Origin of the sequence: Bacillus sp. FSL W7-1085 (assembly GCF_038595035.1) — a bacterium.
GTDB classification, from domain to species: Bacteria; Bacillota; Bacilli; order Bacillales; family Bacillaceae; genus Bacillus; species Bacillus altitudinis.
The window spans coordinates 272,470-287,745 of record NZ_CP152000.1 but is presented as its reverse complement, the minus strand read 5'-3'; the positions used below and the strand labels follow the sequence as shown (position 1 = coordinate 287,745).

The following is a 15,276-nucleotide window of genomic DNA, read 5'->3' as shown; positions in this document are numbered from 1 at the left end:
TCTATCAAAGATAGGGACTACAACCTATTCCTCATCACGAATGAAATTCGATAGAATGAATAGTGCAAATCGTCATTAGGAGATTTTCCCCTTTAACACCCGAATATACCATTCTATCTGTTTCTTTTTTCTCAGTCAGATAGCGGGAAGAAAATGACGAAAGAAAAGCAAAGGAGCATCAACTGTGAATCTTAAAAAAATAAGTGCACTCCTCATGATTTCATTCGTGATGATCATCTCTGCAGCCTGCCAGAGCTCAGCAAAATCAACAAAGGCTGACCAAAAATCAACAAAAACAGCAGAGGTAAAAGTGAATAGCTACGAATATACGTTACCAGAAGACTCAACCACTACCTTGCGAGACAATGAATTGGTGTTAAAAGTCAACCTGACGATCACCAACAAAGGTGACAAAGCCCTTTCACTATATAACTCTGATTTCACCCTTTATCAGGACGATGCCAAAGTCTCTGATTTAAAATTCTACGGCAGTAAAGACCGCCTTGATCTTGGGTCCTTGAACAAAGGGAAATCACTATCAGGAGCGCTTTATTTCCTAGTAGATAAAGGCAAAAAATATCAGTTCGTGTACCAAGATAGCATCAAGAAAAACAGCGATTCGATCGAAATTGAACTAGATGGCGAAAAGATACTGGACACAGCGAAAAAGCTAGATAACCCAGCAAAAGCACTATCTGCTTATACAGATCTCATTGTTTTTGACAAAAAGAATGATCAATTCTCAGAATTAACAGGTGACAATCAATCAGATGTCGTTAATAAATATCACGAAATGTTTGTGAAAGACTTTAAAAGAAGTGCAGGCATATATGGAAACGAAGTCAGTGACCGCGATATTTTATCCATGTACAAACGCATGCAAAATACAATGAAGGATAAAGCGAAAGTGGAAACAAGTGTGAAAACCATCTCAGATGACGAAGCGAAGGTTGTCGCTCAAGTAACCGGTATTGATGCTTCTAACTTAAAAGACAAACTAGACAAACAAAGAGATGAGTTTTACAACGGCAAAATCCGTTCGAAAGAAGAATTGTATAAGAAAAGCTTGAATATGTACGCATCTGAGTTTGAAAAGCTTCCTCCAGTCTCAAGCCCTGCTGAGTATGAAGTGAAAATGAAACGTAACGGAGATGGTCAGTGGAAAATTGACCTCAATGATTATAATACAGAGCAATACATGAGTGGTTTTATTAAAACAAGATGATGAAAAAAAGACGCTGGCTCCTTGAAAGGTACCGCGTCTTTTTTCATGCTATGATACAGTCGTCTCTTGCTCTTCTTTGACCGCTTTTTCAATATCTTTAAATCGGCTCGATACAGTAGACGCACTAATGCCATACTTTTTAGCAACTTGTGCTTGAGAAAGCGGGGCATCGCTTGCAAGTGAATGAATATAATATTCGATTCCAGCAGCAAATGACGCCGCTTTCCGGATCACAGGTGCTTTCTGATCACAGTAAGCTTTCCAAACTGTTAAAGCGCCATCTGTCAGGCTTTGGTCACCGTGCTCTTTCATCCCGTCTTCAATCAGCTTGGCTGTTTCCAGCTGAACGTCACTAGCCCAGTCCATCCGATCTGCTGATAGTCCTACTGTACTTCCTTCTGTTTGAGCAGGCGCTTCTATTTCTTCAGCTTCTTGCTTCGCAAACATACACTTCAGCACTTCAGGGAAGGCTTCTCTCATAAATGTGCTACGTGCTCCTCCGTTTGCCTCATGTGCTTCAACGAGCTGGCGAACCTGAAGAAGAAGCGTATCAGTAAACTCTTTCGCGAACATCGTATATTGAATGAAAAACTCTGCTTTTTCTTCAAACTGAACAGGGAAACCTAGAACAAGACTACCTTTCTCTGGCAGCACGGTTTGATCCGGCTTCACATCAACTTCAACCTTCTCAGCTGTCACCATATTCTCAAAGTAAAGAGACTCGTCCGTTTTTTCATTTAATAAAAGCAAAGATGGCTCCATGTCTGTCCAAGATTCAACCACTTGTCTTGTTTTAGGACGGGTAATATCTTCTGCTTTTTTTGTCAGGAATTCTTGGAAGATAGTCTCTTTCTTATCTGTTAATGGGCGGAAGAAAATGCCCCATACACTCAAATGAAAGACTGAGATTTGTTGCGTTTCTTTATCCATATCTGCTAGGAAAGAAAACTCATTAATGAATTGATTGATCGCTCTCTGATGCTTAGAGAACGCATAATTCATTAAATCCTTTTGAACTTGTACAGCTTCCTTAAACACAAGCTCAGACGTTTGTTCTCCGCCTGACTTTTGACCACAGCAATGTTTATATTTTTTTCCGCTTCCGCATGGGCAGAGCGCATTTCGTTTAATTTTTCCCAAAATAAAACCTCCGACATTCTAGTCTAACCTCACTATTTTAACAAACGATTGCACAGGAGAGTTTTATTTTCAAGAAAAAAGAAAAATCAGAATGATCAGATAAATAACAAAGACGTCTAAAAGAGCAAGGCGGCTCATAGTCAAAAGCACTCTGTCTCTGTTTATTTTCTCCAATCATTCCAATAGATTTCCCTCAGCTCATCCCTTCGAATAGCTGCTTTGCTTCAAAATAAAAGATTTGCACGAACTTTTTCGTATTGACTCTGCCTGTTGACCCTGCGGGCGAAGAAGTCTTCTGCATTTCTTTCATTCTTTGGCTGACATCAGTGAAATCAAAAAACTTCGACGCATAGTGCTCAAATTTAGGATTTGAAAAATCTGTGAGCCCAAGTGATGCGAAATGATTTAAGGAATGATGGATGGCTCGTCTAATTCGCTGCTCTGCTGCTTTCACTTCCCGCATCACTTCCACATCCGCCGCACCACGACCAAGCTTTCGTTCCGCCGTTTTGATAAATAGTTGCTTTAATGGCGGAAAATTCACCTCATGAGAATTGGCTGTCTGCGTTTCATGTAAGTAGATCAATATCTCTAGTAAATCCTTAGAGCCACTCTCTCCGACAATTCCTAATTCAGATAGGAGGAATTCCCCTGCCTCTTTCATCGTTCTTCGCTTTGATCCAGTACCTGTCTCATGAGAAATCACTGGCTCTAATGGCAGCACATGCCGAAGAGAAGCTTGAATATCGTAAATTGATTTTTCGAGCTTGATCCGCTCCATGACCTTTCGAATGACACTGACAATCTCAATTCGATTGACGGGTTTATGAATATAATATTCAATTCCAAGTTCATAGGCTTCTGCCATCATCTCTTTTGCTTCTACTTGAGATATCATGATGACCTTTCCTTTGAATTCAGGGTGAATATGGCGTATGGTTTGAATGCCGTCTCTAGCTGGCATTAAAAGATCAATCAGAAGGATGTCTACTTTTTTCAGGTTCAATGAATTCGCTTCTAATCCAATGCCGTCATCAGCTTCATCCACGACCTCTCCTAGATCCTCATCCTCAATGATCTGACCTAAAATCGAGCGTATTGCACGATCATCATCTGCAATGAAAAATCGCATACACTCACCCTCTCTGTATTAAATTTTTTATCGGAAGGACAAGCTGAAAAGCTGTTCCTTTCGTTTCTTTCTGCTCAATCTGGATTTGACCGTCCAGCTCTTGAACCAGCTCTCTCACATAGGATAAGCCAATCCCAGTTGACGGTGTTCCATATGCATCAAATTTTGAGGTATATCCAGGATCAAATACAATCTCTCTCAATTTCTCAGGAATACCCGGTCCATCATCCTCAACCCGAATCTCTATTTTATCATGACTCCCTTTTAATACGAGTGAGATGGCTCCATCATCCTTGATTGCTTCAACTGCATTTGCCATTAAATTATTAATCAGCGATAAGAAAATGAACACATGATACTCATGCAAGTGAATGCCTTTTATATCAGATGTAAAGGAAATGTTCTTCCCGAGAGATAGCGCATATTTCTCTTGAATGCGAATCACGATTTGAACAAGATCCTCTGCCCTCATATAATCTTGCATATTTTCCTTTGAAATCAGCTTTGAAAGCCCAGCGTAAATACGCTGATTGTCCTTTTTGACTTCATGTATTTCCCCTGCAAGCTTCAGCAGCTCCTGACTCACTTTCTTTCCTGCCTCATGTTCATTCAGCAGACGATAGAGCCGATAGGATTCTTGCGTTATGTGCTCTGTATGATTTAACGTTTTCTTTAAATGAACTGTTTCCTCATATAAATTTGAAATGACCATCATCATATGCTCATTTTGCTTCATGATTTGTTTCTCTCTTGATTGTGCCTCATACAGCCTCATCATATTAAAAAAGCTGATGACCACGAAGCTGTGAGCAAATGCAATGAGGATCATATCACTCAGCTTTGAGAAAGTCATGGTTGTATCAAACACTAAAAATTGTACAAACAGCTCAACAAAATCAGCCAGCAGTTCAATCATCAGTCCGATCAGCCCAATAAAAATGGAACGTTGCTTGAAACGTCCTGTACGGACAACAAAGAAAAGAAAAGCATAAGTAAAGTAAAAAAAGAAGCTCGGAAACTGCTGATAAAATGACAGAGCCAGATCAGCTTTTTGCTGAATAAGATCTAAACCTACCCGAAATAGGACAATGGCTGCGCCTGTTAAAAACCCTGGCAGCAATGGTCTTGATTTTCTTAAAAGTAATAAGCAAAAGAAAAACGCAGGTGCCCCAAAACTAATACGAAATGTTTCATTCACAGGATAAAACTTCAGCTCTCCCGCAAGCGGCACAATGACGATCATAAAAATCAAAATAAATGCGTCTTTTTTGACAAGCTGGTTTAAACTCAAATGACTGACATCCCTTCCCCTGTTTACATAGCCACAGTATACAAGGAGACTCTTTGCTTCACAATGAGCAAAAAAATTATTTTCACGGCTACTTCTCTCTTCAAAATCATTTTTTATGACTATTCTCCGAGAAGGCAAGGTGACCTTTCAGCCATTCTACGATTTGGAGATTGTCTACAATAATGGGAATTGTTTAGACAATTACATGCAGACTGATTTTTATTTGTAAGTTTTTCTGTAGATTTTCGTCAGATTGTGTAGTTTCCAAGATAAATTGAATGAACAATTTTAGTGAAACTATATGTAAGCGTTTTCTGAATTTTCACTAAAAACCCTTTTTGTTGTTTCGCCGCCAAAGCCTTCATTTGAACATATATTTAGGTGTAAAGGAGTGGTACAAGCAGCGCATGACAAGTTCTTTGAAGATGTGTAACATGTTTTCGTGCCTATTTGATCGCATTTTTTGTCATCCGCCAATTCAATAGGGTACTTTTTGATTTTTGATTGGAGGAATCGTATGAAAACAGCAATTTCTAATAATACACAACACGCATGCCAGTCTTCTGTTGATCAATGGGCAGAAGAAATACGTCCGTATTACAAAAACGGGCAGAACGCTGGCTACATTCCAGCACTCGGAAAAGTAAATTCCTCTCAACTTGGTATCAGCGTGATAGGCCCAGATGGATCATCTGTACGTTATGGTGATTGGGACGTTCCCTTTACCCTGCAAAGTATCTCAAAAGTCATCAGCTTTATAGCTGCCTGTTTAGGAAGAGGCGTTCCGTACGTCTTGGATCGGGTAGATGTAGAGCCAACTGGTGATGCATTTAATTCCATCTACCGCCTTGAGATGCATAAACCAGGGAAGCCCTTTAATCCAATGATTAATGCTGGAGCTATTACCGTATCCTCCATCCTTCCTGGAAAGACTTCTACAGAAAAGCTAGCATATATTTTCGATTTAATCGAAAACTTAATAGGGAAGCGTCCTTCTGTTAATGAAGAGGTTTATCAATCAGAATGGGCAACTGCCCACCGCAACCGGGCACTTGCTTATTATTTAAAAGAAACCAATTACTTAGAATCAGATGTCGAGGACACGTTAGAAGTGTATTTAAAGCAATGTTCCATTGAGGTCACAACAGAGGACATCGCCTTGATTGGACTGATTATTTCAAGTGATGGCTACCATCCCTTTAAACAAGTCCAAGTCATCCCAAAAGATATCGCAAGACTAACAAAGGCATTGATGCTGACATGCGGCATGTACAATGCGTCTGGTAATTTTGCCGCTTTCGTAGGCGTTCCAGCCAAAAGTGGTGTGTCTGGAGGAATCATGGCTTGCGTTCCGCCAAGCGCAAGAAGAGAATTCCCATTTCAGACAGGCTGCGGTATCGGCATTTATGGTCCTGCCATTGACGATTGTGGAAATAGTATTACTGGTGTCATGATGCTGAAGAAACTCGCCAAAGAGTGGGATCTCAGTATTTTTTAAAAAGAACAGTGATGAATTCGAAGAGGTGATGTTATGAACGAAAAAGCTTTGCTATCTTATTTAACAACTACAAATGATTTTATTTGGACTTATCTAATCATTGCTCTGTTACTTGGAGTAGGGGTCTACTTCACATATAGATCACGCTTCCTGCAAGTCAGAATGCTCAAAGAAATGCTGCGTGTTCTAAAAGAAGGAAGAAAAGAAAAAGAGGGGATCTCACCGTTCCAAGCTTTTGCCATCAGTATGGCAGCACGTGTAGGAACAGGGAATATCACAGGGATTGCCATCGCTATTGCGATCGGTGGACCTGGCGCAATCTTCTGGATGTGGATCGTCGCAATTATCGGTTCTGCTTCAAGCTTTGTTGAAAGTACACTAGCTCAGGTGTATAAAGTAAAAGATAAAACAGGATTCCGCGGTGGACCTGCTTATTACATGGAAAAAGGGTTAAATAAGCGCTGGATGGGGATTTTATTTGCCATCCTGATCACGATCTCTTTTGGGATTGTCTTTAACGCAGTGCAATCAAATACAATCACCGTCGCTTTTAAAAACTCTTTTGGCCTAGATCGTTTAACTGTCGGAATCGTTATGGCTGTTATTTTTGCGTTCATTATTTTCAAAGGAATCAAAGCGATTGCAAAAGCATCTGAATATATTGTCGTTTTTCTTGCCGTTGCTTACATCGGGATTGCTTTCTTTGTCATTATCACAAATATCACTGAACTACCAGGTGTCATCAGTACGATTGTGAAGCATGCTTTCGGATTTGAACAGTTTGCCGGCGGTACATTAGGTGGAGCATTGTTACAAGGGATTAAACGCGGTCTCTTCTCAAACGAAGCCGGTATGGGTAGTGCCCCTAACGCAGCAGCAACTGCTGTCACGAGCCACCCAGTCAAACAAGGATTAATCCAAGCATTTGGTGTGTTAACAGATACGTTAATTATTTGTACAAGTACAGCCTTTCTTGTTCTGTTCTCTGATGCGTATAAAACAACCAATCTGGAAGGAATTGAGCTAACTCAGGCTTCATTAAGCCAGCACATTGGGCCTTGGGCTTCTGGATTCCTGGCGATCATGATTTTCTTATTCGCTTTTAGTACGTTAATTGGTAACTATTACTATGGTGAAACGAACATTGAGTTCTTGGGAGCGAATAAAATTTGGCTCAACATCTATCGTGTTGCTGTCATTGGCATGGTTCTATTCGGAGCCGTTGCCACTGTTCCTCTCGTTTGGGGTCTAGCTGACTTATTCATGGGTCTCATGGTCATCGTCAACCTCATTGCCATTACCATGTTGTCCAAAGTCGCCTTTGCAGCACTGAAGGATTACATGAGACAGAAAAAAGAAGGCAAAGATCCTGTTTTCTATAAAAATGCCGTTCCAAACAATGAAGAGATTGAATGCTGGGACGACGAACCGGTTTCCTTGAAAAAGAATCAAATCGGATAAAACAAATAAGCTCTGGTCATATGATCAGAGCTTTTTCCTTTATGCTAAAAATTCGAGAATGAGCTTATTCACGACATCTGGTTTCTCATGATTGATCCAATGAGTCGCATCATCGACAAAAATCAGCTGTCCATTTGGGCAAATTTTGATCGTTTCTTTTGCGAGCTTTCTGCTTAGAAATTTGTCCTCCATTCCCCAGATCATGCGGACAGGAACGAGAATTCGTTTGGAAATCGGTTTTTCAAAGCCGCCTTTTTTAATACCTCGATACCAATTCAACATGGACGTAATGGCTCCCGGCTGCGTCCATGCCAGCTTATAGCTTGAGACATCTTCCTTCGTGAACAGATGAGGTCTAGCAGACAGTCCAATGGCTTCATCCAGTCTTTGAAAGTGATTTTCTTGAAGGGCTGCCTCGGGTACATTTGGAAGCTGAAAGAACGCGATATAAGAGCTCTTCTTCCACTGCGGCGGATAAAACGGAAGGACCTTCATCATCACACGGGGATGCGGCATGTTGACGATGATTAATTTCTCTACATATTGAGAACGGGTTGAAGCAAGGTGCCAAGCAACCGCTCCGCCCCAATCATGTCCGCCGACAATAGCCTTTTGATTTGGGCTCAGCGCCTTAATTAATCCCACGATATCATCTCTTAATTTGTCTAAGACGTATGATTCGACTCCTTCTGGTTTGTCACTCAGATGGTATCCCCTTTGATCAGGAACAACGACACGATACCCCGCCTCAGCCAGGGGGAGGATTTGATTTTTCCAACCATACCAAAACTCAGGAAATCCATGCAGCAGAACCAGCAGTGGGCCATCTTCAGGACCAGCCATTGCCGTATGGAGCTTTATGCCGTTTGTTTGAATATATTGAAACTCAACTTGATCCATTCCTTTTCCACCCTTTCCCCATGTCTTATCATTCTTCCAACATAGCATATTTTCCATTTTTCAGAAAATAAAAACACTCACAAAAAAACCTTCACAAGGGTGAAGGTCTCAGATTACTGACAACGAATGCGAGGGTTTGTCTTCACGCAAAACGTCTTTATTTCATATAATTCAGCACCCATATCAGACCATTCTTCCGATCTTGTACTTGTCCATGAAGTGCGCCAAAAAACGTATCCTGTAATTCCACAAGGACATCTCCGTCAGCTTCAAGCGCCTCGTATACAGCCTTTAACTCTTCCTCATTGTCAAACTGCATGATCAATCGAAGATTCTCTGGTTTTGGTGTGCGGCCAAATGTATCTGAAAAGTGGAGCAGTGATTCTCCAAGGTGCAGCTCAGCATGCAATACACGGTCTTGATGTTCATTTAAGATACGAATATCTCCGCCAAAAATTCCTTGATAATATTGAAGAGATTCTTTGACGTCTTCTACGACAATATATGGACTAACGCTGATCATTTCCCTCATCCTCCTCTTGTTCCGTTCATTATCTCTTATATAGCTTATCCCAAATCGTATGAAAAAAGGCACAAATCGTCAACGGATTTGCACCTTTTTCTCAAGCAGATTTCGCTAATTCACTGTGTTTGTTAGAATACGCTGCGTACATGACGACACCGATAATCAGCCAAACCCCGAAGTACAGCCATGTCCGGCCTGGTAAATTGAGCATCAGAAACACACAACAGCCCATCGAGATAATTGGCAAAACCGGTACAAACGGAACCCGGAATCCCCTTTCCAGCTGTTTATGTGTCTTTCTCAAAATGAGTACGGATAAGCTCACCATCGCAAACGTTAATAATGCACCGATATTGGCTAGGTTGGACAGATCCTTCAAATCAATAAACCCTGAAATAACAGCTGTCATCCCGCCAATCACCCATATACTTGCAACAGGTGTATCACTTTTGTTTGTTTTTGAAAACACTTTAGGCAAGAGCCCGTCCCGCCCCATCGCAAAAGCAATTCGAGTTGCCGCATAATTATTGGCGAAAATCACAGCCATCAATCCAATCACAGCACCGACAGAAATAATACCAGCCACGCTATGTTGATGGACACTTTGCAATACATAAGACATTGCCTCTGTCACATTCAACTTCGTATAGTGCACCATGCCTGTCATGACCAAACAAACGACAATATAAATGATCGTACAAATGAGCAATGAACCAATGATACCAATTGGCAGGTTCCGCTGTGGATTTTTCACCTCTTCTGCAGAAGCTGAAATGGCATCGAACCCTAAAAAGGCAAAAAACACAGCAGCGGCTCCAGCAATAATCCCTTCCGTACCAAACGGCATGAACGGCTGCCAATTGGCTGGCTCTACATAAAAACCACCTACTACAATGAAAAGAACAATAATGCCAAGTTTCACAAACACCATGATATTATTGAATTTTTTACTTTCTTTCGTTCCTCTAGATAGGATCCACGCAATGAGTAAAGCAATGATAATTGCTGGCAAATTCATATATCCGCCTTGTTCTGGACCAGCTAAAAATTGATGTGGAATTGAGATTCCAAACCCCTCCAGCAGGCTGTTAAAATAACTCGACCAGCCACTCGCTACAGCTGAAGCAGTCAGCATATAAACAGATAATAACGTCCACCCCATGAGATGACCTACGAGTTCACCCATTGTGGTATATGAATAAATGTACGCACTGCCGAACACAGGCAGCGCGGAAGCCATTTCTGCATAACAAAGTGCTGCTAAACTGCACACAATCGCTGCGATCGCAAAGGAGAAAATAACAGCCGGTCCTGCATCCTTAGCTGCTGTAATTCCGGTTAACACCATGACCCCCGTCCCAATCACAGCCCCTATGCCAAGGAGCGTGAGATCGAGCCCGCCCAGTGTTTTCTTTACCTTTTGCTGTCTGCTCTGTTCTAACAAATCGTGAATGTGTTTCTTACGAAGTATATGTCGCAAACCCTTTCCCTCCAAAACGTTAGAAAAACAAAAAAATCATTCAAATTTCATTATAGCAGAATAGGTCCTACGCATTCACAACCAATTCACGTAAATCTTTCTTCATGATTTTACCAAGTTTATTTTTTGGCAGATCCTGCGTGAAATGAATGGATGGCACTTTGTAATCTGCTAAACGTTCCTTGCAGTAATTCACCACATCTTCTTCGCAGAAATCGACAGATTCGTCTTTTACGATATACGCACTTGGTACTTCACCATATAAGTCATCTGGTACCCCAATGACAGCAGATTCAATTACACCTGGAATTTGATCAATGACCTCTTCCACTTGGTCAGGATAAATATTATCCCCACCGTATAGAATCACATCTTTGTATCTCCCTGTGATGTAAAGAAAACCGTCTTCATCCAGATAGCCTGCATCCCCCATATGGAACCAGCCATCTTTGAGCACTTTCTCTGTCGCTTCAGGTTGATGATAGTAGCCTAAGAAATAAAATGGGCTTCTCATGACGACCTCGCCAATTTCTCCAGCTGGGAGCGCCTCTTCTGTCTCAGGATGCACGATTTTGACTTCTACATCCGGATCCACTTTACCAGCAGAGCCCATCTTATCCTCGCCCATCGCTGGATGCCACGCACTCACAACCCACGCTTCTGTACTTCCATAGCCATGCATCATCTGAATGCCTACTTCTTTGTAATCTTTAATTAAGCGTACCGGTACCTTCGTACCACCAGAAATCGCAATTTCAAAAGATGAGAGATCGTACGAACCGCGCTTCATTTCTTCTAGCATGTACGTATAAGCTGATGGGAAAGCCATCATAAACGTAATTCTTTCTTTCTCAATCGTTTCTAAAATGCGTTTCGGTGTTGCATCATGTAAGAAGACTAACGTATACCCTTCAATTGCAGCTGCAATCAAGTGATTAATAGAACTCATATGATACAGCGGATGACTTGCCAAGTACCGTTTTCCTTTCAGATCAAATCCTCGATTCCCACGTCGTGTTAAAAATTGATAGATTCGTCCATGTCCGACCATACAGCCTTTTGGATTGCCTGTTGTACCTGAGGTGAATAAAATCATGGCCAAATCTTCTTCTGATACCTCTTCAGCAAGATCACTTCCATCATTAGACGCCAATATGTCTTCAAACAGCTGTGTTGTTTTCGCATTGACACCAGATTCCACCATGAGACAATCTTCTAAAGACACATTCACTGCCGCAATGATGTCACGGAATTCACGGTCAAAAAATAAAGCCTTTGGCTCTGCTTTTTTCAAGATACCTTCTAGCTCAAAAGAGGTAAGCTGCCAGCTAAGCGGTACGGCGACTGCACCTGCTTTAATGGCTGCCAGCATAATCGTAGAAAAGTGATGATGGTTTTGACAAATAAAGCACACCCGGTCACCTTTTCGAATTCCTTTACGGTGTAAGTAATGTGCCAGTTGATCAATGCGTTTTGCATATTCTTCAAATGTATAAGACACACCTCCGCCAGTTACCGCTTCAATTTGTGAAGAGCGTTCCATTCTGTCGTTTAGTAATGCCTGTAAAGTATTCAATATCTTCATCTCCAAACGTTTGATGTCCAATAGCCAATTTCCAGAGAATTGGATTGGCAGATTTTATCTCATTCACATTCTAAAATAAAAAAAGGTGAAAGTAAAATCATTTCATTTTGGAATTGTTCTTTTTATTAATTGATAATATAGGTAATTTTATAGCCGTCTTCCATTTTGGTTTAAATGATGATGCTTATTATGATAAGATAGACCTAGTAATTGATCGGAAAATGCGAATGCAATAGGAAAAGAGGTATGGAGAATGCAACATTTCGAGCTAGAGGCAAGTTTGTTAGACCATGCACTGACAAAGTATTTAAAGGCGACGAAACGAATAGATGAAGAGAATATCCCGAAAAACGTCACGAATGTAAAAGGGTTTATTTTACGCATCATCTACCGCCATCAATCATGTACTGTGAAAAATATTCTGCAGGAAGTTTCATTATCTCCCTCCGCAACAACAACCGCTCTCAATCACTTAGAAGATGAAGGGCTGATTATCCGCTCTAGAAATAACAATGACCGCCGTACGGTATGGATTACACTCTCTGAATCAGGTGAACAAATCGCCAGACAAATGATCGACAATCGTCAGCTGCTTGTCAATCAACTGTTCAATCACCTATCAGAAGAAGATAAAAAAACATTTTTTGAATTAATCGAAAAAATGATGGACGAGCGCACATTAAAGGCTTAGGAAATATCCTAAGCCTTCTTTTTATGGCTTTAAGATGACTTTTATACAATCATCTTGTTTTTCATTGAATATGTGATACGCATGAGCTGCGTCATCTAGCGGTAATTGATGTGTGATGATCGCTCTAGGATCAATTTCCCCGGTTGTCACTTTTTGATAAAGCTTTGACATGTACCCTCTCGCTGGCGCCTGTCCCATTTTCAGCGTGACGTTTCTTGCGAAAAAAGCACCCAATGGGAACATATTGTAAAGACCTCCATACACACCCGTCAGCTGAACAGTCCCGCATTTCCTCACGGCTTTTGTGGCAATTTGAATGGGCCCTATCGTTCCGCCTTGCAGCTTGAGCTTCTGTTCAATCTTTTCAAGCGGTGACTTTTTCCCATCCATCCCCACACAATCAATGACAACATCCGCCCCACCTTTTGTGAGCTCTTTTAGGGTTTCTCCCATGTCAGGGTCTTCTGTAAAATCAAATACTTCTACGCCGCTCATTCGTTTTGCATGGTGAAGGCGATAGTCTATGTAATCAACAGCAATGACCCGCTCTGCGCCCTTTTGCCAAGCAAATTGCTGTGCCATTAACCCAACAGGTCCACATCCTAGCACAATAACCGTATCCCCCTTTTTTACACCTGCGTGTTCTACACTCCAATAAGCAGTTGGCAGAACATCTGATAAAAACAGCAATTGTTCATCCTCTAACTCACAATCATCCGGCACCTTAAATGGTGTATAGTTTCCAAAGGGCACACGTAAATATTCAGCCTGTCCTCCGGGGTAATTCCCATATTTCTCACTGTATCCAAAAAGTCCGCCTGAATCATAATGGGGATTTGAGTGATCGCATTGACTTTCTAAATGGTGATGGCAATACTGACATTGACCACACGCCACGGTAAATGGAATGACGACACGATCTCCCTTTTTCACCGCAGTGACATCCGGCCCGACTTCCTCTACCACCCCCATCGGTTCATGCCCAATCACATAGCCGATAGGAAGCGGGAAATTCCCTTGATATAAATGTAAATCTGACCCACAAATAGCTGTAGATGTAATTCGAACGATGACATCTTCACGATCTTGAATAGATGGTGCAGCTACTTCCTTTACCGCAATGCGGCTTTTCCCTTGATAGGTGACAGCTCTCATCTGCATTTCCTCCTTTAGTTCAAGTCAGCATTTCTATAGCTTCACCTTGAATGGATGGTTCATGCATATGAATATGGATGCTGTTCCATAAGGGAAAACAAAATAACCCGCCGATTGATTCAGCAGGTTGTTTACTTCAATATGTGTAACGCGTTACACAGCTATTTTTCTTCGACAAACACCAAATCATACTGAGCAGAGGTCTCCCCACCCTCCATCATGTTCCCTTCCTGTATAAAATAAGGGCACATACCTGGACTTTGTGCTTCTTCAAATTGTTCAAACACTTGCTCAATATAGCCAGGCAGCAGCAAAACCAAAAATTTATTTGAATGAGACACTAATTCATACGAGTGAACGGTATTCGGAGGAATATAAGCAAAATCCCCCGGCATCAAGCAAATATTTTCTCCGTTTAACTGAAGATTCATTCTGCCTTCAACACAATAAAGTGCTTCTGTATGCACTTCATGATAATGCGGACGTAAGCCTTTTCCCTTTGTCCCTTCAATCACAAAATAACTGAATCCGCCTCCTGTTGTTTCTGTTGTCGCAATCAGCTCATGAAGCTGACCTTCGACCAAGTATTGCTTTCCTTCACCAGCCTCCAGCACATATGGCTGCACTGCGCGCGGGAGCTGACTATGAAACAAAACAGCTGGCTTGGTTGTATTGGATAGCTCCCTTATGCCGTGCATCAACATGATATCGCTTTCTTTTTCAGCCTGATGAAAGCTGTCTGCATCAAATGGGTGATCAGTCATCGGCCATTCATTCTGCAACAGCCTCTTTCCGATTTGCTGATAGACATCTGTCATTTGCCCGCCCAGTGCATAAGAAATAAACCGTGTTTTGTGACTATGCATTCTATAGCCATGAATTGTTTTGGGCGGTATATGAATATAATCACAGGCCGTCACCATATACTTTTTACCGTCCAGTATCACTTCCAGCTTCCCTTCCAGCACAAAGATGGTTTCAAATAGCGTCTCATGACAATGCAGCGGAAAGTAAGCACCTTTCCCACCTGTGATTAAGACGAGCTCAAACAGTTGATTTGTTTGATTTGCTTCTGCCAGCACATGTACAAGCTGATTTTCCAAACCATACAGCTCCCCCGAACCTGACACGGTATAAAAAGAGGTATCTTCGGATTGCTTGATCGATTGTGGTTGCTCCGACATCCCATCAC

The 15,276-nt window shown here is 41.5% G+C and carries 13 protein-coding genes; 4 read left to right on the top strand and 9 right to left on the bottom strand.

Annotated elements, in window-relative coordinates:
• The first annotated feature begins 184 nt into the window (after positions 1-184).
• Positions 185-1,225, top strand: coding sequence for a DUF4352 domain-containing protein (locus MKY11_RS01570; RefSeq protein ID WP_008342147.1), 1,041 nt, complete (start codon positions 185-187; stop codon positions 1,223-1,225).
• Positions 1,226-1,273: 48 nt separating this feature from the next.
• Here the strand turns inward: MKY11_RS01570 and MKY11_RS01565 are convergent, their stop codons facing one another.
• From MKY11_RS01565 to MKY11_RS01555, 3 genes are all read right to left on the bottom strand, one after another.
• Positions 1,274-2,365, bottom strand: a complete 1,092-nt coding sequence (locus MKY11_RS01565) for an SEC-C metal-binding domain-containing protein (protein WP_251211056.1) — start codon at positions 2,363-2,365, stop codon at positions 1,274-1,276.
• 193 nt (positions 2,366-2,558) lie between these two features.
• Positions 2,559-3,497 carry a response regulator gene (locus MKY11_RS01560; RefSeq protein WP_285529009.1) on the bottom strand — a complete coding sequence of 313 codons (939 nt, stop codon included), beginning with the start codon at positions 3,495-3,497 and terminating at the stop codon, positions 2,559-2,561.
• Between the two features lie 4 nt (positions 3,498-3,501).
• On the bottom strand, positions 3,502-4,788 hold the full coding sequence (locus tag MKY11_RS01555) for a sensor histidine kinase (protein ID WP_017358607.1): 1,287 nt from the start codon (positions 4,786-4,788) through the stop codon (positions 3,502-3,504).
• Between the two features lie 517 nt (positions 4,789-5,305).
• On the opposite strand from MKY11_RS01555, the gene MKY11_RS01550 reads away from it, so the two are divergent.
• Entirely contained in the window at positions 5,306-6,286 is a 981-nt protein-coding gene (locus tag MKY11_RS01550; protein WP_008342152.1) for a glutaminase, read from the top strand.
• 33 nt (positions 6,287-6,319) lie between these two features.
• A complete protein-coding gene (locus tag MKY11_RS01545; protein ID WP_017358609.1) occupies positions 6,320-7,747 on the top strand; it encodes an alanine/glycine:cation symporter family protein in 1,428 nt (475 codons plus the stop codon).
• Between the two features lie 39 nt (positions 7,748-7,786).
• Here MKY11_RS01545 and MKY11_RS01540 read toward each other — a convergent pair whose 3' ends face one another.
• The 4 genes from MKY11_RS01540 to MKY11_RS01525 all read right to left on the bottom strand — a co-directional run bounded on the left by MKY11_RS01540 (position 7,787) and on the right by MKY11_RS01525 (position 12,229).
• On the bottom strand, positions 7,787-8,647 hold the full coding sequence (locus MKY11_RS01540) for an alpha/beta hydrolase (protein ID WP_024719018.1): 861 nt from the start codon (positions 8,645-8,647) through the stop codon (positions 7,787-7,789).
• A 157-nt stretch (positions 8,648-8,804) separates the two neighbouring features.
• Positions 8,805-9,170 carry a VOC family protein gene (locus tag MKY11_RS01535; RefSeq protein WP_008342155.1) on the bottom strand — a complete coding sequence of 122 codons (366 nt, stop codon included), beginning with the start codon at positions 9,168-9,170 and terminating at the stop codon, positions 8,805-8,807.
• A 100-nt stretch (positions 9,171-9,270) separates the two neighbouring features.
• Positions 9,271-10,653 (bottom strand): amino acid permease, encoded by a 1,383-nt coding sequence (locus MKY11_RS01530; RefSeq protein ID WP_019743569.1) that lies wholly within the window; start codon positions 10,651-10,653, stop codon positions 9,271-9,273.
• 67 nt (positions 10,654-10,720) lie between these two features.
• Positions 10,721-12,229, bottom strand: coding sequence for an AMP-binding protein (locus MKY11_RS01525; protein WP_061417791.1), 1,509 nt, complete (start codon positions 12,227-12,229; stop codon positions 10,721-10,723).
• Between the two features lie 262 nt (positions 12,230-12,491).
• Between MKY11_RS01525 and MKY11_RS01520 the strand changes: the two genes are divergently transcribed.
• Complete coding sequence (locus tag MKY11_RS01520; protein ID WP_007498406.1) at positions 12,492-12,929, top strand: MarR family transcriptional regulator; 438 nt, start codon at positions 12,492-12,494, stop codon at positions 12,927-12,929.
• Between the two features lie 21 nt (positions 12,930-12,950).
• Here MKY11_RS01520 and MKY11_RS01515 read toward each other — a convergent pair whose 3' ends face one another.
• Positions 12,951-14,084, bottom strand: coding sequence for a zinc-dependent alcohol dehydrogenase (locus MKY11_RS01515; protein ID WP_035390568.1), 1,134 nt, complete (start codon positions 14,082-14,084; stop codon positions 12,951-12,953).
• 161 nt (positions 14,085-14,245) lie between these two features.
• Entirely contained in the window at positions 14,246-15,268 is a 1,023-nt protein-coding gene (locus MKY11_RS01510) for a quercetin 2,3-dioxygenase (protein ID WP_058336306.1), read from the bottom strand.
• Positions 15,269-15,276 lie beyond the last annotated feature (8 nt).